Raw genomic sequence first — 19369 nt, 5'->3', positions numbered from 1 at the left:
GCCATGCACTGTCACACCGGTGCAGCGCTTTTCGTCCGAAGGACGAACGACGCCACGGAAATCCTACACCGACCCCGCACAATACAGGCAAATCCCTGACGAAATCTTCCATGAAGGCGCAGGCGTCACCGCAACAGAATAATTCAAATTGTCCGAACCGTCGATGGCGTGGAATTTGAACGCAGCGCGAAGGATCGCTGCAGTCCTCATTCTGCGACTACTTCCTCGTTCCCGGCATCACCGGCAAATCCCGCGCAAACTCCTCGATTTCAGCCCACGGATCGCCTGATGTCGCCAGCAGCCCCGGCAGCGAGGAATAGTTCAGATCCTGCGGCGCATCGATCGATTCCAGGTCCGCCCAGCTCACCGGTGTCGAGGCCGGCAGATTGGTGCGGGCGCGCAGCGAATAGGGGGCGGCCGAGGTGTGGCCGCGCGCATTGCGGTGAAAGTCGATGAAGATGCGCTTCTTGCGGTTGTCCTTGCCCATGGTGGTGGTGAAGGTATCGGGTGCGGTTGCCGCCAGATGCGTGGAAATCGCGCTGGTCGCCTGGTGCAGTTTCTTCCAGTTCTGCTTGCCCGTCACCGGCACGGTGATGTGGATGCCGCTGCCGCCCGAGGTCTTGGCGAACGGCACCAGCCCGAGCCCCTCCAGCTCACCCTTGATATGCACGGCCGCCTCGACCACCTCGCGCCACAAGATCCCCTCGCCCGGGTCAAGGTCGAAGACGATCTGGTCGGGCTTGTCGAGGCTTGTGCGGTGCGTGCCCCAGGTGTGGAACTCGACGACGCCGAACTGCGCCAGCGCCAGATAGCCCTTGGCGCCTTCGACCGAGAGATAGGACTTGGTCTCGCCTTCGGAATTGGTCGCCTCGAACGTCACCACCGAGGGCGGCATGCCGGTGAAGGCGTGACGCTGGAAGAAACAGTCCTTCGGCAGGCCGGTCGGGCAGCGCACCAGCGACACCGGCCGGCCGAGAATGTGCGGCAGCATGAAGTCGCCGACCAGCGCATAGTAGACGGCAATGTCGAGCTTGGTCGGTCCGGTCTTGCCGAACAGGCGCCGCGTCGGGTTGGTCACCCAGATGGTGGCGAGGTCGGCCTCCGAGATCAGCCGCTTGCGTTTGGCCGACACCGGCGTCGACAGGCCGACATCGCGCAAGCCGCGAAACACCGCGTGGCGCAGCGCATTGTCCGCGGTGCGGTTGGCAAAGTGGATATGGGCCGAAAACAGCGGCCGCACCCAGTGCATCTCGCGCATGACTTCGCGCGGCACGCCTTCGGGCGCCGTTGCGCCTGATGTGAGCGGCTCCAGCCTGGCCAGCAATTCGGCAGCGGTCCCGGCGGCGAAGCCGGTGCCGACCTTGCCGCGATAGTGCAGTTCGCCGTCCTCGAACTCGGCAAGCCCGAGCGCTGCCAGACCTTCGGCGGCGTCCGAAGTGGTGTAGCCGGCAATGACGAAGTCGCCGGTCTGGAGCGCCTTGGTCTTGGTCCAGCTTTTGGTGCGGCCGCTCTGGTAGGTCGCGGTGGCGCGCTTGGAGACGACGCCCTCCAGCCCGAGTTCCGACGCCTGGTCGTAAAGCGCCTGGCCCGAGCCTTCGACATGATCGGAAAACTGGATGGCGGAGTTGGCGCCGAGGCCTGACAGCATTTGCGCCAGCAGCGCCTTGCGCCGGACCAGCGGCACCTTGGTCAGGTCCCAGCCGTCGAGATAAAGCAGGTCGAAGGCGTAGAAATGCAGTTTGTTGCCGGCGCCCGCGGCCAGCGCATCCTGCAGCAGCGCGAAACGGCTGATGCCCTTGGCGTCGAGCACGACGATCTCGCCGTCGATGATCGCGTCGCGGTACGGCAGTTTCGCAAAGGCCTGCGGCAGGTCGCCATAGCGCTTCGTCCAGTCGATGCCGCCACGCGTGATCAGCTTGACCACGCCCTCGTTGAGATGCGCCATGGTGCGGTAGCCGTCGAACTTGATCTCGTGCAGCCAGAGCTCGTTTGTATTTTCCGCAGGACCTTCGCCGCCCGGCGGTTTCGGCACCTGCATCGCCAGTTGCGGCTCGATGCGGCTGAGCGCCGGGGCCTTGAAGGCGCCCGGCAGTGTGCCTGGCTTCAGCGAACCCGGCTTGGGCTTGGGCGCGGGTTTCGCAGGCGCCACCAGCTCTTCGATGCGCTTGCCGGACTTCACGCTCTCCGGCCGCGTCTCCAGGATGTCGAGCGCGGTGTCGGCGGCAAGATCACGCTCCTTGAACAGCAGCCAGTTCTTCTTGTTCTCGTCCTCGCCGGGTTTTGGTTTCAGCCTGGTCAGCATCCAGCCGCCATTGAGCTTCTCGCCGGCCAGCCTGAACTTGAAGGCGCCGGTCCGCAGGCTCTTCTCGACATCGTCCATCGGCGCCCAGCTGCCGGTGTCCCAGACGATCATCGGCCCGCCGCCATACTCGCCCTCGGGAATGACGCCCTCGAAGTCGATATATTCGAGCGGATGATCCTCGGTCTCGACCGCCAGGCGTTTGTCGGCCGGGTTGAGCGACGGCCCGCGCGGCACCGCCCAGCTCTTCAGCACGCCGCCGACCTGCAGCCTGAGATCATAATGATCGGCGGTGGCGTGATGCTTGTGGACGACGAAGCGGTTGCCTTCGTCGGTGACCAACCCGCCGGCCGGTTCCGGCGTTTTCGAGAATTCGCGTTTGGCGCGATAGGTTTTGAGCTTGGGGGGAGTCGTCATGGCATAGGTCGAAGCACGGCAGCCAAGTGCAAGCGTCCCGACAGAGCGCTACCTCCAGGCCTCACGCTCTCAATCGTCTGTGGCCGGTGTCAACTCGAGCTCGGCCGGCGACAGGCCCTGCTGCAACTGGGCGAGCCGGAACTCGTCGACCCAGTAGGCCTCGCCGTCGACCAGCACGCGTGCCTGGTAGGCGCCGGCCGAAAAACTCTGCGCGGTGATGTAGACCTTGTGGCGGTCAAGCGCCTTGCGCACCGCGGCGCGCTTGGAATTCTGGCCGATGACGGGACTGAACATGACACTGCCCTCGGTCGCCTGACACGCAACAAGGCCGCTGTCCGCAGCCTGGCGACTGGGCTCAAGGATGCCGGAGACCCGCCGTCCTGTCAATTTCGCGGGCAAACCGCCCTCAGCCCTTCAATCGCCGCAAGCGTTGCGTCATGCCCCGGACGGCCTTGAGCAACCGCGGACGGGACCGCACCCTGGCCTCGGCCCGGCTGCGAAACAAAATGGCTGCGTTCGCACCCCAGCCCCGCACCGTCAGCGGTTCGCAGATCTCGGCCAGAACCGAACTCGCGGCACCGATATGTTCCTTGTAGCCCTGGCTGCCGACCGACAGGTCGAAATAATCGAATCCCCGCTCGCGCCCCCACATCATCAGCTTGGCGATCGTCGTCAGGCCCGGCGAGGCATTGGAGACAGCATCCTGGTCGATCCCGAGCAGAATGCCGTGAAGCGTGCCTTTTCTGGCCAGCACAAGGATGGCGGCAAGCCAGGCTTGCCCGACGCGCAGTCCGAACAGCCGCACCGACCCGTCGGACAGGCCCTGGAGGGCCGCGTTCCGGTAGAAATCGACGGCCGATTGCCGGGTCAGGAGATCGAAACGCCCAAGCTCGCGAAAGCGCTTCAGCCGCAGCTCCAGCAGCCTCTGGAAGAGCTCCTCCACCAGGGCGGGCGTGTCGGCCTCGACCAGGCTGACGCCGCCCAGCTTCTCGAAGCGCCGGCGGTGCTTGTGGAAGGCCTTGGCGAAGGACGGCTTGCAGATGCGCCTGATGAGACCCTCGGGCTCGCCGTACATGACCAAGCCGGAGGTGATCTGGATGGAATCGCGCGTCGCCGAAAGCAGAGCCAGCGGATTGGCCACGCCGTGGACCTGTCGCGGGATTCCGGCGATGTGGATGCGGTCCGCTTGCGGCAGCACCGAACGGACCGCCGCCCAGGCGGCTTCGGCGCCCTGCGTGGTCCACGGGCTCGCATCCGCCAGCAGCGGCGCGGAATAGTCGCAGACGCCGCAGTTCAGCCATTCGATCACATGGTGGTGGAAGGCCTGGCGCCGCATCAGCGGCACCAGCATTCTGGGCTCGCCTGTCGCGGCGTCGCTCACCTCGACGATGAGCAGTTCCGCACCTTTGGGCATCAGCCGACCGACGATCCCCTCGGCCCATGCATAGTGCTGATGGGCGGTGCAGACGCCGTCCGTCTGGCATTGCAGCCAGAGCGGCTTGACGGTCTCGAGGTTGGTGTGCAGCCGGGCGGTGCAGGCACGCTCGTCGGCACCAGCGCTGGCGGCAGGCGGAGAAGCCTGCGCGCCAGCTATCGGCGCCATTCGCATTGCCCGGCTCGACATGTCTGCCTCCCACCATTGTCCCGCGGCGATCGGATGCGTCGCGGGCGATCCATGCCGGAGCTGTTTTTCCCCCTCAGCCCTTCGACCTCCGCAAGCGGCGCATCACGCCCTGAGCGGTCTTGAGCAGCCGCGGATTGGCGCGCACGAAACGCTCGGCCCGCTCGCGAAGCGAAGCGACGGCTGCCACGCCCCTGCCGAGAGGCGTCAGCGTTTCGTCGATCTTGGCCAGAACGAAACTCTCGGTGCCGAACTGTTCCTTGTAGGGCTGGCTGCCCACCGACAGGTCGAAATAGTCGAACCCCTGCCGAAGTCCCCAGCTCATCAACGTGCCGATGATCGCAATGCCCGGCGAGGCGTTGCTCACCACCTCCTGGTCCATTCCGATCAAGAGGGCATGCAAGGTGCCTTGCCGGGCCAGCATGTACTGGGCAGCGACCCAGTCCTCGCCTGCGCGCAATCCGAAGACCCGCACCGACCCGTCGGACAGGCCCTGAAGAGCTGCGTTCCGGTAGAAATCGACAACCGCCGGCTGCGCCAGGAGATCGAAACGGCCCAGTTGGCGAAAACGCTTGAGCCGCATCTCAACCAGGGCGTCGAAGACGCGCGCTAGCAAGGCCGGGGTGTTGGCGTCGACCAGATCCACGCTGCCGTGCCTTTCGAGCCGGCGCCAGTCCTTGTTGTAGGTCTTGACGAAGGACGGCCTGCCATGGCGCTTGATCAGGGTCTCCGGGTCGCCCTCCAGAGCAAGGCCGGAGGTGATCTGGATGGAATCGCGCGCCACCGAAAGCAACGCCAGCGGATTGGCCACGCCGCGGATCTGTTGCGGGATGCCGGTGATGTGGATGCGGTCCGCAGGCGGCAGCACGGAACGGATCGCCGCCCAGGCGGCTTCAGCGCCCTGCCTGGTCCACGGGCTCGCATCCGCCAAAAGCGGCGCTGAATAATCGCAGACGCCGCAGCTCAGCCATTCGACCACCCGATGTCCGAAGCTCGACCGCCGCATCAGCGGCACCAGCATCTTGAATTCACCGGTCCCCGCATCCGCCACTTCCACGACGAGGAGGTCGGCGCCTGCAGGCATCAGCCGCCTGGTGATCCCTTCGGCCCAAGCATAAAGCTGATGGGCGGTGCACACCCCATTCGCCTGGCATTCAAGCCAGAGCGGCTTGACGGTTTCCAGGCTGGTGTGCAGCCGTGCGGTGTAGGCTCCCCCGGCAGTGCTTCGGGACGCATGGATAGCCTGCCCGGCCGGCACTGGCGCTCCAGCCATCGGCGTATCGGGCGCAGTCGTCAATGTCTGGATCGACACGTCTGTCTCCTACCTTTTTCCGGTGGCAAGCGGGGCGGCGCCTCGCCACGACGTCGACTTGCTTCCATGGCGGCTATCCCCGCTGTCAAGCGTCCCGCTGTCGAGCGTCCCGCTCTCAAGCGCGAGCATGTGGCGGCGTGCGAAATACCATGAGGCCACGAGCACAACGGTCTCGGAGACCGCGGCACCCGCAAGCGACCATGTCGGGGAAGCGATAGCGAGCAGGATTGCGATCAGGACCAGCCCGACGACCGCGCCGGCCGTTGTGATGAACGCCACGACCCGGAACTCGCCGAGTATCTCGAGGATGATGCGCGGCATGATGTAGAGCATGATCGGTACGAAGTTCGCCAAGGCGAGAAGCCCGATGACGCTGACCGAAGCATCCGCGAGAGCCTGGGACCTTATCGTCGGCAGGACAAACAGGATGCCGGCTCCGTAGACCAGGCTCCCGAGCCCCATGACAAGGGACCAGAGCTTGGCGTGCATCCACACGCGCCCGACTTCATTGTTCGCCATCAGCTTCGCAAGCTCGGGCTGCAGCATGTTCACAAAGGCCAGGCTGACGATGCGCAACGGGGCAAACAGGACGAGAACCGCCGCGATAGGCGCGTAGGCCGCCGGACCGGCAATACCCGCGACCAGCAGCGCCAGGCACTGACCCTGAATGTTGGTGGTCGTCGCGCTGAATCCCGACCAGCGCAGTTGACGCCAGAGCCTGGCATAGCGTCGCCGCACAGGCGCTCGGAAACTGAGCCGTAGCGGACGGGGTGCCAGGCGCGCGAGCACGGCTATGCCGATCAGATTGGCAGCTGCAAGGGCGTAGAACACCATCTGCAGCACATTCCCCGCCGTCCAGATTGCCAGCGCTGTCATCGCGGCACCGGCGAGGGTGAAGGTGAAATCGCTTATGCTGACGACCATCTGCTGGCGGCGCGCGAAGAAAGCCGTACGCATATGGCTGCGCAGCGACCAGGCGCCGACGAAGCATCCGGCGGCGATACTGCCCGCGTCACCCCACAGCAGCATCAGCAGCGCGGTCGCCCCGCCCGCGATCGACGCGACGACCACCGCCGCCCCTCCGAACGTCACGTCATGCGCATCGACGCCGGCCCTGTTGGTGCTCTTGCCCATCCATATGCTGGCGGGGACGGCGGTCAGCGATCTGATGTAGGACAGGCCGACACCGCCCATCACCATCGCGATGGCGAAGATGCCGTATCCTTGTGCCGACAGCACGTGCAGCAGCGCGATGTTGAGCGCGAAGTGAAAGCCGCTCTGTATGGCCTCGCCGCCGATCATCAGCACAAGGCGCCGCAGCAGATGGCCAGGAAACGCGAACTTCACGAACTGGTCTCCGCTTCGCGGGCGGCATGCGCCCGGCCAGGCTTCGCCAGCGCCGCCCTCAGCTTGTCGGTGGCGATCGCCGCGATCGCCGCCGCCGCCACCTGCTCGCTGAAAATCTTCTCGTATCGCAACCGGCCAGCGGCGACGAAACCACGCCACGCATCTGGCCGCAGGATGATCTCGCGCAGTTTGTCGGCCAGGGCGGCTGCGTCGCCGGGCGGAACGTGCCAGCCGGTCCCGCCATTGATGACCACTTCCACCAGGCCGCCGATCGCCGACACCAGCGGCGGACGGCCATAGGCCATCGCCTCGATGGCGACGCGCCCCAGCGATTCCGGACGCCGCGACGGCACGGTGACGATGTCGGCCCAGCGGTAATGCGCCGAGGGATCTGCCACGACTGGCAATACGCTGACCCGTTCGGCCAGGCCCATGCTCCGGACCAGTTCGGCCAAAGCGCGTTCGCGCTCGGCGCTTTCGAAGGCGCCACCGACCAGCCGCACCTCGATCCTCGACCGCAATTCCGGCGGCATCGACGCGATCGCTTCGAGCAGGATCTCCTGGCCCTTGATCCTGTTGACGCGGCCGAGCAGCAGCACCCGCAAGGGCCGCTTGCCGTCGTAAGTCATGGGTTCGGCGGCCGCCGGCCCGGCGACACCGTTGTAGACGACATGCGTGCGCGAGATCTTGGGATCGCCGAACGCGGCGCGCGTCGCATTCGAGTTGAAGATGAGGTCCGCATGGCTCCACCGCATCAGGCCGACGAGGACCCTGCGCATGGCGCCTTCGGGGATCTCGTGGATATGCAGGACAGCCTTGTCGGGGAGAAGGCGCGCGGCCAGCGCATAGTCGGCCACGATCGAGGTGTTGACGTAGGTGAGATCGCAATCCCTGAGACGCCGCCAGGCTCTCAGCACCGCTATCGGCAATCGCGCCATCTCGACCGTCGCAAGGCGCGCGATGGCCTGGCGCCTCAACACCCAGAGCGGTTCGAAGACGATCCGGCTGGCATGGCGTTCCAGGATCTGCACGATCGGCCCGCTGCGCGGCAGCACCACCTCGATGTCGGCGGACGGAAACGCGGCGCGCAGCGCAGCAACGCTCTCCGCGAAGCTGCGGTCGGAACCATAGAGTTCATAACCCTGATGAACGCAGGCAATCCGCATCTTTGTATCCCGCCAGGTGCCGCACCATCGCGCCGGGCGGTGGCATGCAGGACCTTGTCGCAAGAACCATGCCTGGTTGAACCGTCCGGCTGCCGGACGCCACATCCTGGCAATGCCTCGTTTCGACACAGATACGCACAGAAGGGTTGACCGATAATGAAACAACCACCAGCTTCAATACAGTTTTTTTACAACCCGGCGCGATGATCATCCGCCCGAGCGCCGAAATCGTGAGATGGCACGGAAGTTGCCCGTCTGCTTCTTGATGATGCAGCAATCGCTAATATATTCAGATCTGAAAGTACTGCCGGCCATGAAACCAGAGAAGCCTGCCATTCTGATCCTGGGGACGCGCGGCATACCCGCGGCCCATGGCGGCTTTGAAACCTTCGCCGAAAGACTGGCACTTTTTCTTGCAGGGCGAGGCTGGAAGGTCGGCGTCTATTGCCAGGACGAGGTCGAGCGGATCGACCAGCGGGTGCGCAGCGAAACCTGGCGCGGCATCGAACTCATCCACGTCCAGGTTGCCTCGAAGGGACCGCGTGCGACCCTGGAATTCGATTGGCAATGCGTGCGCGACGCCGCCAGGCGGCCGGGCGTCTGCCTGGTGCTCGGCTACAACGGCGCGATTTTCCTGACCTGGCTGAGGCTGAAGGGGCGCAAGATCTTCACCAACATGGACGGCATCGAGTGGCGCCGCCCCAAATGGGGTTTGGCGGCCCGCACCTGGTTCTGGCTCAACGAATGGATCGGCGCCTGGGCCTCGCATCGCCTGGTCGCCGATCATCCCGCCATCGCCGACCATCTGGCGACGCGCCGGCCGCGCAGCGCCATCGCCACCATCGCCTATGGCGCCGATCCGGTGACATCGGCGCCGGAAGCACCGGTCCGGGCGCTCGGCCTGGAGCCCGGGCGCTATCTGATCTCGATCGCGCGCATCGAACCCGACAACAACATCCTGCCGATCGTCGAAGCCTTTTGCAGCCGCAAGCGCGACATGAAGCTGGTGGTGCTCGGAACGCTGTCCGACGAAATCCCCTATCATGTCGCCGTCCGCAACGCCGCGAACGGGTCGGTGGTCCTACCGGGTGCCATCTACGACCAGGCGACGGTGAAAGCATTGCGCTATCACGCGCGCGCCTATCTGCATGGCCACACGGTCGGCGGCACCAACCCGTCGCTGGTCGAGGCGCTGGCGGCCGGCAACATGGTGATCGCGCACGACAATCCGTTCAATCGCTGGACCGCGGGTGCTGCGGCGATCTACTTCACCGACACGGACAGTTGCGCCGAACGCATGCAACAGGCGCAGGACGACGATGCCCTGGTCAGCACCTGCGGCATCGCGGCCCGGGTGCGCGCCCGCGAGGCCTTCCGCTGGGAGGATGTCCTGATGGCCTATGAGCGTGAAGCCTATCGGCTTCTCGGTGTCACCGCCGACGAGGCCGTCGCCGTCGATCGCGCATCGCGCCGCACCGCATGACAGGTTGGTCGCGCCGGCGGGTGCTGCGGACGGCGCTGTCGACGGCGGCGGCACTTGGCTCCCTCTCGATCGCGCCGTTCGCCCGCGCCTCCGAGCCGCAGTTTCGGCGCGGCGTCAACGCCTGGCCCTGGTTCTCGCTGACACGCGAATTCCCGGCACCGCGCACCGACTATGGCTGGCCACCCTTCCAGTCGCAGCGGCCGGTTCCGACCGCGGACGACCTGCATCGGTTGCGCGAGACGGGGCTCGATTTCATCCGCCTGCCGGTCGATCCCGGCCCGTTCCTGGCAGCCGACGCCACCACCCGCGCCCTCTTGCTGGACATGCTGGACGCGGCGGTCACCGCCACCCTCGACGCCGGTCTCGGCATCATCGTCAACGTGCAAGCCAATGGCGCCACCCACTATTGGAATCCCGACCGCATGGTCGCCAGCGTCACCGCGCCCGCCTTTGATCTCTATCGCGGGCTGGTCGGCGAGCTTGCCGGCAGGCTGGAGCGCTTCCAGCCCCGCAAGGTAGCGCTTGAGCCGGTCAACGAGCCGCCGCAGGCCTGCGCTTCGGAGGTCTGGTCGCAGGTCCAGCTCGCGCTTCTGACCGCGGCACGGGCGTCGGCTGCAACCTTGCCGCTGGTCGTCACCGGAGGCTGCGGCTCGATGGTCGGCGGGCTGACTGCGCTCGATCCGGCGCCGCTGTCGCCGTTCGAGCCGATCCTGTTCACCTTCCATTTCTACGAACCCTATCTGTTCAGCCATCAGGGCGCGCCGTGGATGCGCGAACCCGTCTACCGTTCGCTCAACAATGTGCCATGGCCGGCATCCGCCGGCTCGTTGGAAGAGACGCTGGCGTCGGTCAGGGCGCGGATGGCGCAGGACACCGAAACCTCGGAGGCGGACAGGCAGGCCGCCTATGCGGAAACAGAGCGTGTGCTGAAGGTCTATTTCGACGCCCAGCCCGATCGGCGCTTTGTCGACAACTATATCCGCCAGGTTCGCGCCTGGGGCGACGGCCACGGCCTTGCGCCGGAGCGCATCATCATGGGCGAGTTCGGCGCGCTGCGCACCGACGCCCGCTATGTGGCGGCGCCCAATCCCGATCGGGCACGCTACATCGCCGACGTGCGCCAGAGCGCCGAGGATCTCGGCTTTGGCTGGGCATTCTGGAATCTCTTCGACGGCATGGGGATGATGGACGACACCACGCGGGCCCTCGACCCGGATATCGTCGACGCGCTTGGCCTGGCCATGCCGGCGGACTAGGCAAGACCCAATCCCTCCGAACGACCGAGTCGACCCAAAGCCGACTTACGTCTTCCCTGATGCGAACGGCAACTTTGCGCCGCTAAGCGGACATTGTCGTATCGACGCGCATCCGCGCGGCTTCCTTCACAGCGACTAGGGGAATATCCGAGGATCCACCACCGGAATTGTGTGCTAGATCGGCAGACCTGCTTTGGCGGCACCTTCAACAATTCGCTCCGGATCGGACGGACTGGCGAACCAGAAGTTCGAAAGGCGTTCCCGAAGTGAATAGGCCGGGTTGATGGCAGTTAGATCGTTCCAGACTCGGCGGGCCTCCTCCACTTGACCCAAATGACCAAGCGCCGAGCACAAGTAGCCGCGCGAAATATCGGTTTCTGGGACCAGCAGGATGCGCGCCCGGAGCAGCGATGCTGCCGTTTCGTAGCGTGCTCCGAAGAGGTATGCCGTTGCAAGGTGGTGCAGGTTCTGGTGAGTCAGCGCCGGGTCGAGCCGGATGGCTTCCTCAAAGTAAGGGATAGCTTCCAGTGGCCGGCCGCCATGCGTGAACGCATTGCCGCGTCCCACTTGAACGAGGGTATGGTTGGGGTTGATTTTGAAGGCCTTGAGGGAGTCGTTCTCGACGCGGGCGCCGTCCTTTTCCATCAAGGCCACAATCGAGGAGATGCCGTAGCCCAGTGCAAAGTCCGGATCGATTTTGACGGCGGCATCGGCGCATCGGCGTGCTTCAGCGACCCCGGCGGTGACGTCCGGTAGCCACCGGTTCACGGCCATGGTCAAGAACGCTATTGAAAGGGCGACGTAGGGCCCGGGCAGGGTGGGATCGACGGCAAGCGCACGGCGCATGAGTTCGATGCCGGCGCGCGCCCGGTCCGGAGATGGACTCTCTGAAAACAGTATCGCTCTGCCTCTAAGGGATAGGTCCAACGCTTCGAGGTTCGCCGACTTCCCTTCGAGCTCGGCTAGAGTGGTGCGCGGAGATATCGAAAGGCGAAGCGCGTCCGCGACTTCGCGAGCAACCTCATCCTGGATCGCGAAGATGTCGGTAAGATCGCGATCGAACCGCGTCGACCAGACCTGCGAGCCATTCGCGGCGTCGGCCAGCTCTACATACATGCGCAGCCTCTGGCCAGAACGCTGCACGCTTCCGGTCAGCACGAACCGGACCTCGAGGTCGGCGCCGACTTTTCTCACGTCAATGTTCCGGTCGCGATAAGCAAAGCTCGAGTTGCGCGCGATGACCGACAGTCCCGGAACCTTGCCCAAGACACCGATGATCTCTTCCGCCAGGCCGTCGGCGAAGTAGGCTTGCTCCTGGTCTTCGCTCAGGTTGAAGAAGGGAAGAACCGCCACCGACGGCCTTTCGCTGAGCGGCGAGGCAGGACGGCCAGAGGCGTCGGGTAATGCAAGGCGATATCCGATGCGGGGCACCGTAACGATGATGTCGCCGTGAGAGCCCTTGCCGAGGATCTTCCTTAGCGAGGCAACCTGTACCGAAAGGTTGCTCTCCTCTACGGCTCGCCCTTCCCATGCAGCATCCATCAGCTCCGATTTGGTAAGAATGTCACCGCGGCGCCTCAACAGGGCTGCAAGGAGACGGGAGCCTCGAGAACCGAGCGACCATGTTTGGCCGTTACGGCGGACCGATTCCGTCGCCGGATCAAATTCCAGATCGCCGATACTCAAGCGCGGGTGCATGTCGCCGGTCGACCTTGCTGGCTCACTTTTCGGAAGTATTTCGGACCCTCTTCGATACTCGATCCACGCCCTCAGGCCAATCTCCCATAATCATCAATCAATACGGGAGGAGGCCTGATGTTTCCCTACGTTTGGCATGACCCCTTCGCCGAGCTTGCACTGCTCCGTGACCCGAGTGCGCTGCAAAGAAGGACAATAGAAGCCCAGCACGAGGCAGCCAGGGGGCCATCGACATGCTTGGTGCTGGCGATCCTCTTCAACTTGGCAACGGTTGCGTTGGTGGTGGCGCACTGGATCTTCCAGCCCGCATCAATCGAGAGGAGCTCATCGGATGGACAAAGCGGATCTCAGCCACATCTACCAGTTCTGGTTCGGAGGACAGCGATGCACTGAGGCCATGGCAGGCGAGCGCGTCCGGGTCTGGATGGAACAATCCGACGAGACCGACAAGGTCATACGTCGAAGGTTCGGTCACTTGATCGCTGCAGCCGCTGGACAAACGTGGGCCCCGGAGCAACTGAGCCCTCAGGAAGCGATAGCGCTGGTCGTTCTTTTCGACCAGTTTCCACGCAATATCCACCGCGCCAGTGCCGAGGCATATGCCTACGATCCGCTCGCCCGAGATCTCGCGAGGATAATGGTTGCGGATGGATGGGAGGCTTATGAGACGCTCGAGCAATTCACGCTGGGCCTTCCTTTCGTGCATCACGAGGACCTAGACGACCAGAACTACATCCTGGGCCTAGCCGAAGGCAGGCTGGTGGCGGCGTCCGTCGAATCTCGGCCCCTCTGGCAGCCGACTGTCGACCAAATCCGGAAGCATCGCGATATTATTGCGCGCTTCGGTCGCTTTCCACATCGGAACGATGTCCTCGGGCGCCAGTCCACGGTCGAAGAAAGGGCTTTCTTGTCGAGGTGGGGGAGAGGCTTCTAACCAGTCGCACGCTAGCTCGCTACGCGGAATCACCAAGCCAGGTTAGGTTCCCATGCCACTCAGGCTGCATTGGGACCCGAAGCAGGCATTTGATTAGCCGGCACGAGATAGCCGCATGGCAGCGTCGGGAAGAAAATCGGCAGCTGACCACTCGAAGTCAGGACATCTCGACTCAGGGAAAGAATCTCCACCCTCCATCGAGAGACATAGGCAGCCGGGCACGGATTCCCCCTTTCGACCTCATCATTTCAAAACCAGATGCAGGATCCAAGGACGGGGGATATATTGCGTCCTTGGACTGACATTCACTAAGGGGGGCATGACATGCAGGCAATGCCGATAGCGCATCAAGCCACGCAACCCGTGGTCGGGCCCCTATCCTCCTTGACCGGCTATCCGGCCGCCGTCCTCTGCTGGCTGCTTTCGGCCGGGGTCTATATCGCGGCCAAATGGGTAGCGCCTGAAATGCCGCCCTGGGGCCTCTGCTTCTGGCGGCTGACGCTCGCTTTCGCCATCCTGCTGCCGATCGTGCACCATCATCACGAGGCGATGATCGGGCTTTTGCGAACTCGCGCCGTGGAGGTCGTCGCGGTGGGGGCGATCGGCCTCACGCTGTGCCAGGGCATGATCTACCATGGCCTCAATGACACCGACGCCACCACGGCCGGCATCATCATGGCGCTGTCGCCTGTCATGACGATGGTGCTCGCCCGTTTCGTGCTTGGCGAGCCGCTCGGGCTGTGGAAGTCGCTAGGCGCGCTGGTTGCGCTCGCCGGGATGATTTTCATCGTTGCCCACGGGAACCTGACGGCGCTGCTGCAACTCAAGTTCAACGCTGGCGAGCTGTGGATCGTCGGCAGCGCGTTCTGCTGGGGCCTGTACACCGTGCTTTTGCGCCGTGCCAAATTCGGCATCGAACTCTTGCCGATGGTCGTGCTGCTGCTCGGCGCCGGTGCGCTGGTCGCGCTGCCTTTCCATCTATGGGAACTGTTCAACGACGAACGCTCCACCATGGACGTCGACAGCATTCTCGCGCTCGCCTATCTGGCAGGCCCCGGCGGCGCCTTGATGTACTATCTCTACAACAAAAGCGTGGAAACGCTTGGTGCGAGCCGGGCGAGCATGCTGCTCTATCTGCAGACGGTGTTCGTCGCCATACTCGCCTATCTGTTGCTCGGCGAGGGCTTGCACGATTACGATCTTGTCGGTGCTGCCTTCATCGTCGCCGGGATCGTGCTCGCCACCGTGCTCAAACCCAGGACGACTCAACCACGCGTCGCGTAGTGGTCCTGCGAGTGACGGGCGAGGAATTGGCCTGAAGCGGAGCTCGATCATGCAGACGCCGCTTGCGGCGAGGCCGCAGGTCGACGCGCCACCACGAGTTAACTACCGCAGCAAATATGCTCCGGTGCGTCACGACGATGGAAGAGGTGACCCGGCATTAGCCGCGCGGCCGGGCGGTCGAGCCGCGGACCAAAAGTTCGACCGGTATGATCACCTGGTTCGGGGCGCCGTTTGCAAACACCGTCGTGGCGGCAAGTCTCCCCTTCCCGACAATGTCTTGAGCCACTGTCGTGAGCGGAGGCGTGGTGCGCGAAGACTCCGCGGTGCCATCGAAGCCGACGACCGACATGTGCTCGGGTATCTTGATATTGCGCCGACGCGCTTCGTCCAGGACGGTGATTGCCTGCCAGTCCGACATAGTCAAGATCGCTGTTGCTTGCGGAGCCCGGTCGAATACGACCGCTCCTGCCGAAGGCTCACCTGGGGTCGTCTCGATGATCGGGACATTGTCAATTGACAGACCGAACTCAGCCAAACCCAGGGCGAAGCCGGAGAGTCTCTCGTGATCGAGTTGAAAACCGGCAGAGATAGCGCGCGGGGCATTGCCCGGCAAATGGACGATGGGCGGCCCCGATGTGCGCCGAATGGACAGGATTGCAAAACGCTGATGTCCAAGAGCAGCCAAGTGCCTGATGGCCGCCAGAGCCCCGCTCCTGCCGTCTATCCGGATCGAATTGACGTCCGGACCGGCATCGCTTTCGAGGATGACGAAGGGCAGCCGCCGGCGCCGTAAAGAAGCGATCAGCTCGATGTCCGCGCTGTGGCCCAGGATGAAGCCGTCAACTAAGGCCTCTCGAATGGTGGAGGTGCGCGTTTCGTCCGTACCATTGACCAAACTCAGCGTCGCTCCAGCCTCGTCACAAGCAAGCGAAACGCCAAGCACCAGCTCCCGCAGATACGGGCTCCTGATCATGTCGGCAATGGCGTATGCACCCGGGGGGATCAGGCCGATGGCGTTGAACTTGCCGTCGCGCAGCACGCGCCCTCTCGGGTCGGGGCCATCGTAACCAAGCTGGCGCGCCGCGGCCTCGACGCGCTGGCGCAGATCGGACCGCACCAGATCCGGATGGTTGAATACGTTGGAGACAGTACCGCGGGAGACTCCCGCGACCCGGCCGACATCGGCGAGCGTAGGCATTTTGGAAGCATTCATTTCCCTCAGTTAGACAATTTTTTGGAGCGCTCCAAGTTTTTTCTTGACGCTAAGGCTTAAATGTTGGAATTTGCATTTGGAGCGCTCCAAAGATTGAAAAATTGCAAGGTTTCGGCATCTGTGCCGAACATCGGCCAAGTGTGCCTGATTTCGCAAATCATCAAGGAGGATTAGGATGGCTACGACCAATGGTGCCCCGACCTCGCTCGTCGGAAAGACTTTTGATTGCTCGTTCGGACAGTTCGTACCGAGGCTGACGGTCCTGTCGCCGACCGAATTGCGGGTGCAGGCGACGATCGGCGCTACCGAGATCGACGAGGTGGTTCAGAGCAATCTGACCGGCGTTCGACCCGGACTTTTCATCATGAATTGGACCGAGCAAGGCGGCAACTTTGTCGTGCAGGTTCAAGATCACGAGAACCAGATCGTTCATAACTATGCGCGACTGGCAGACGGGCAGCAGTTCTGCGCGCAAGGCACAATTCAACCAGTGACGACGGCGTGAGGGCCGCCTGTGTATCTGAGAGGAGATTGTGCCATGACCACCAACATGATCGACCAGACCGACCCTACGCAGTGGGACCCAAAGCTTGACGCCGTGATCGCGGCGCCCGCAAACCACAAGGTATTGTTTGAGAATGACCGGCTACGCGTGCTTGAAGTGATCCTCAAGCCTGACGAGGAAGAGCCGACACATCACCACCGCTGGCCTTCAGTATTCGTGTTCGATCAGGTGGAAGGCCCTATCCACGACTTCGCGCCGGATGGGACAATGATGCCGCCCAATCGAGATGTCATCCAGGCGGTCCAGGCATGGGATGGTCAAGGCTGTCTCGTGGTGCATATGGCCCCCCAACCGGCGGGTCGCGTGCTCAACGCTTCGAGCAAGACCCTGCATGGTATTCGTGTCGAGATGAAGTCATAAAGCAGATGTGATCCTGGCCCCCCGTGGACGACTTCGTAAAGAATAGCGGCAGGCGGAGGTCCGGCGCCTCGGTTTGGGAAAACGCGTCCTGGAGAACCATCAACAGGTGTTCCTCTCCTGCTCTGCGTCAGCGCGCGCGCCGGTAATGCATGGCGACCGCGCCGCTGCGGAGCGGCTTGGCCGAGATCAGCTCGAGCCGTCGCGTGCTGGGCAGCCCGCTCTGGTAGAGGGTCGGGCCGTGGCCCGCGATCCTGGGGTGCACGAGGAGCTTGTACTCGTCGATTAGATCCAGCCGGTCCAGCTCGGTCGCGAGCTTGCCGCTACCGAGGAGCACGCCGGCCGGGGTCGCGTCCTTGAGCCTCTGCACGCCCGTGCGCAGTTCGCCGCCGATGTGGTGGCTGTTGGTCCACGGGAAGGCCTTTCGCGTCGATGACACTACGTACTTCGGCTTGGCATCCAGCTTGACCGCCCACTCGCGTATCGCCGGTGGCGCCTCCTCGTCGCCGCGGGCGACCGCCGGCCAGTAGCTCTCCATCATCTCGTAGGTGACGCGACCCCACAGCATTGCTCCGCGTTCATCCATAAGGCGGGTGAAGAAGGCGTGCGTCTCTTCGTCGGCAATTCCCTCCTGGTGGTCGACGCAGCCGTCCAGGGTGACGTTGATGCTGAAGGTCAATAGTCCCATGCGGCGAGTCTAAGCCATACAATGGAGAACATGAAGGCCGATTGCTCGCGGTTGATGTTGAACTTCCGCAATGGGTCGATTTGAGAAGTTGGCGCCAGGCCAAAAACCCGCCCTTCGCGGCGGACAATCGGCGGCTCCAGGGAGCCTGCCGGATACACTGTCGTACAATGGCGCAGGTGCGCCCGTAGAGATTCGAACTGTCCTCGACTTTTTGGCTTGATCGCAGGCGCGACGGCTGCTTTCGAGAGGTTGCCGTTTAGTAGTGGACAGTCAGCTTTCGGCCCAATCCCGGCCATTGGCGGCAGCCAGTTTGATTGAGCTGGTACCCCACCCGGCACGTCAGTCGCGAGCGACACTTTCGGCTCTCCGTCCGCAATTGCGTTAAAAAGATAGAGAGCGGTTCTGCGTTTCCGCGACAGGACGAACCGCTTTGACCGGCCTGATCACCGAACGCGCCGGCCGGTAAAGGGCAAGGCACAGCACCATGATCTTGGTGAGGAGCGTCGTCTTGGAGGAGATGCTCTCCGAGGTGTTGAGAAGAATGAGCCAGCCCAGCATCGGCAGCCAGACGCCAGGATGGCAGCGGCGCGCCACCTCATGCATGAACAGCCCGAAGCTGGACATCATCAAAAGGGTGAAGAAGGCGCCCTGGTAGACTGTCATGCGGATGAATGGATTTTCGATACCCCATTCGAGGCCGTTGATGCGGCGCAGGCTCTCGACGAGGTCGACGCTCGGCCCGACGATCACATCGCGCAGTTCCAGATAGTTGAAGATCTCGAACATCTCGACGCGGGCATTGGCGCTGCCGCCATCCGAAACGAAGCGGCCGAGCAGCGCATCGAAAAAGCCCTCCGAGGCCAATATGGCGATGGCAGCCGGCAGCAGCGCGACCAGCATCATGGCCAGGGCGGCGCCGAGCAGGTTGACGCGCCCCGTGCGCAGTTTGCGAAAGCCGTGGAAAAGCACATAGCTGCCACCCAGAAGGATGGTCACCACCATCGCCGACCGGCCGCCGAACGCAACGAGCGCCGCGCATTGCAGGCCGATCATCGCCAGCCGCAGCGGAGCCGGCAGCGATCTCGCACCGCTCAAAAGGGCAAGCACGTAGATCGACGTCAGCGTGGCATTGACAAGTGGATGCCCCTGCAGCGCGCTCGAACGCAGGTCGGTGGCAAACACCTCGCCATCGAAACGATAGGGAAACACCAGTGTCTTGGTAGCGAATTCGACAAGGGCGAGCAGCGCATTGACCGTCATGACCGCGTGAATGACGGTGCGCAGCCGGGCGAATGTCCATTCGTCATCCTCGCCGAGCATGAGCACCAGCAGCCCGGACGCCACGAACGTGTCGACCATGCCGGCCATGCCTGGACGTTGCCTGACGATGACGACGACCAGCAACACGACGGCGATGACGATCATCAGCGCGGTGGCGGGCCGCCTGTCGGCGACGTGGACGCAATAGCCGACCGGATTGCCGAACGTGCATGAACGCCAGGCAAACAGCAGAATGATGAGATAGGTGGAGGGATGTATCTTGGTTGCCGCGCTGCCTGACAGGCCGTCGTAATTGTAGCCCAGGAGCCAGAGCATGCCGCCCGACACGCTGAACAGCACCACAACGGCCGCGATCAGTCCAAACTGGGTCACCGCATCGACGGAGGTGCCGGCGCGGGGCGCGGCAGCGCCGAAAGTCGAGGCGGTTCCGCTCCAGCCGGCGGCCATG

The 19369-nt window shown here is 63.7% G+C and carries 17 protein-coding genes; 6 read left to right on the top strand and 11 right to left on the bottom strand.

Annotation, left to right across the window (positions count from 1 at the left end; genetic code table 11):
• Window positions 1–217: 217 nt before the first annotated feature.
• From ligD to AC1RZR_RS15090, 6 genes are all read right to left on the bottom strand, one after another.
• The gene (gene ligD / locus AC1RZR_RS15115) at window positions 218–2716 is read right to left on the bottom strand and encodes a DNA ligase D (protein WP_481828787.1); all 2499 of its coding nucleotides are present in this window, start codon (window positions 2714–2716) and stop codon (window positions 218–220) included.
• Window positions 2717–2785: 69 nt separating this feature from the next.
• On the bottom strand, window positions 2786–3010 hold the full coding sequence (locus tag AC1RZR_RS15110; RefSeq protein ID WP_306280573.1) for a hypothetical protein: 225 nt from the start codon (window positions 3008–3010) through the stop codon (window positions 2786–2788).
• 112 nt (window positions 3011–3122) lie between these two features.
• Window positions 3123–4340, bottom strand: a complete 1218-nt coding sequence (locus AC1RZR_RS15105) for a GNAT family N-acetyltransferase (protein ID WP_481828786.1) — start codon at window positions 4338–4340, stop codon at window positions 3123–3125.
• 73 nt (window positions 4341–4413) lie between these two features.
• A complete protein-coding gene (locus AC1RZR_RS15100) occupies window positions 4414–5610 on the bottom strand; it encodes a GNAT family N-acetyltransferase (protein WP_481829065.1) in 1197 nt (398 codons plus the stop codon).
• A gap of 48 nt (window positions 5611–5658) precedes the next feature.
• Window positions 5659–6951, bottom strand: a complete 1293-nt coding sequence (locus AC1RZR_RS15095) for an MATE family efflux transporter (protein ID WP_481828785.1) — start codon at window positions 6949–6951, stop codon at window positions 5659–5661.
• A 41-nt stretch (window positions 6952–6992) separates the two neighbouring features.
• Window positions 6993–8162 carry a glycosyltransferase family 4 protein gene (locus AC1RZR_RS15090; RefSeq protein WP_481828784.1) on the bottom strand — a complete coding sequence of 390 codons (1170 nt, stop codon included), beginning with the start codon at window positions 8160–8162 and terminating at the stop codon, window positions 6993–6995.
• Between the two features lie 313 nt (window positions 8163–8475).
• On the opposite strand from AC1RZR_RS15090, the gene AC1RZR_RS15085 reads away from it, so the two are divergent.
• Both AC1RZR_RS15085 and AC1RZR_RS15080 read left to right on the top strand, forming a co-directional pair.
• Window positions 8476–9645, top strand: coding sequence for a DUF1972 domain-containing protein (locus AC1RZR_RS15085; RefSeq protein WP_481828783.1), 1170 nt, complete (start codon window positions 8476–8478; stop codon window positions 9643–9645).
• Entirely contained in the window at window positions 9642–10901 is a 1260-nt protein-coding gene (locus AC1RZR_RS15080) for a glycoside hydrolase family 5 protein (RefSeq protein ID WP_481828782.1), read from the top strand. Before AC1RZR_RS15085 ends, AC1RZR_RS15080 begins: the two co-directional genes overlap by 4 nt.
• Window positions 10902–11075: 174 nt before the next feature.
• On the opposite strand, the gene AC1RZR_RS15075 is transcribed toward AC1RZR_RS15080, so the two are convergent.
• Window positions 11076–12587 carry a winged helix-turn-helix domain-containing tetratricopeptide repeat protein gene (locus tag AC1RZR_RS15075; RefSeq protein WP_481828781.1) on the bottom strand — a complete coding sequence of 504 codons (1512 nt, stop codon included), beginning with the start codon at window positions 12585–12587 and terminating at the stop codon, window positions 11076–11078.
• Window positions 12588–12930: 343 nt separating this feature from the next.
• Here AC1RZR_RS15075 and AC1RZR_RS15070 point away from each other — a divergent pair, with 343 nt between their 5' ends.
• Window positions 12931–13533 (top strand): DUF924 family protein, encoded by a 603-nt coding sequence (locus AC1RZR_RS15070; RefSeq protein WP_477278375.1) that lies wholly within the window; start codon window positions 12931–12933, stop codon window positions 13531–13533.
• A gap of 324 nt (window positions 13534–13857) precedes the next feature.
• Window positions 13858–14817 (top strand): DMT family transporter, encoded by a 960-nt coding sequence (locus tag AC1RZR_RS15065; protein ID WP_481828780.1) that lies wholly within the window; start codon window positions 13858–13860, stop codon window positions 14815–14817.
• Window positions 14818–14974: 157 nt separating this feature from the next.
• Here AC1RZR_RS15065 and AC1RZR_RS15060 read toward each other — a convergent pair whose 3' ends face one another.
• Window positions 14975–16015 (bottom strand): LacI family DNA-binding transcriptional regulator, encoded by a 1041-nt coding sequence (locus AC1RZR_RS15060; RefSeq protein WP_481828779.1) that lies wholly within the window; start codon window positions 16013–16015, stop codon window positions 14975–14977.
• Window positions 16016–16205: 190 nt separating this feature from the next.
• On the opposite strand from AC1RZR_RS15060, the gene AC1RZR_RS15055 reads away from it, so the two are divergent.
• Window positions 16206–16535, top strand: coding sequence for a MoaF-related domain-containing protein (locus AC1RZR_RS15055; RefSeq protein ID WP_477278369.1), 330 nt, complete (start codon window positions 16206–16208; stop codon window positions 16533–16535).
• A 33-nt stretch (window positions 16536–16568) separates the two neighbouring features.
• Complete coding sequence (locus AC1RZR_RS15050; RefSeq protein ID WP_481828778.1) at window positions 16569–16955, top strand: hypothetical protein; 387 nt, start codon at window positions 16569–16571, stop codon at window positions 16953–16955.
• Between the two features lie 127 nt (window positions 16956–17082).
• On the opposite strand, the gene AC1RZR_RS15045 is transcribed toward AC1RZR_RS15050, so the two are convergent.
• Genes AC1RZR_RS15045 through AC1RZR_RS15035 form a run of 3 tightly spaced genes read right to left on the bottom strand, consistent with a single transcriptional unit; the run spans window position 17083 to window position 19368 of the window.
• Window positions 17083–17640 carry a dihydrofolate reductase family protein gene (locus AC1RZR_RS15045; RefSeq protein ID WP_477278365.1) on the bottom strand — a complete coding sequence of 186 codons (558 nt, stop codon included), beginning with the start codon at window positions 17638–17640 and terminating at the stop codon, window positions 17083–17085.
• Window positions 17628–17996 (bottom strand): hypothetical protein, encoded by a 369-nt coding sequence (locus AC1RZR_RS15040; RefSeq protein ID WP_481828777.1) that lies wholly within the window; start codon window positions 17994–17996, stop codon window positions 17628–17630. Before AC1RZR_RS15040 ends, AC1RZR_RS15045 begins: the two co-directional genes overlap by 13 nt.
• 25 nt (window positions 17997–18021) lie before the next feature.
• Window positions 18022–19368 (bottom strand): VpsF family polysaccharide biosynthesis protein, encoded by a 1347-nt coding sequence (locus tag AC1RZR_RS15035; protein ID WP_481828776.1) that lies wholly within the window; start codon window positions 19366–19368, stop codon window positions 18022–18024.
• Between the last annotated feature and the right edge of the window lies 1 nt (window position 19369).

The sequence above is a fragment of the Mesorhizobium bavaricum genome, from assembly GCF_056781655.1.
Note: the sequence above shows the minus strand (reverse complement) of the source record. Positions and strands in the feature narration are given on the sequence as shown.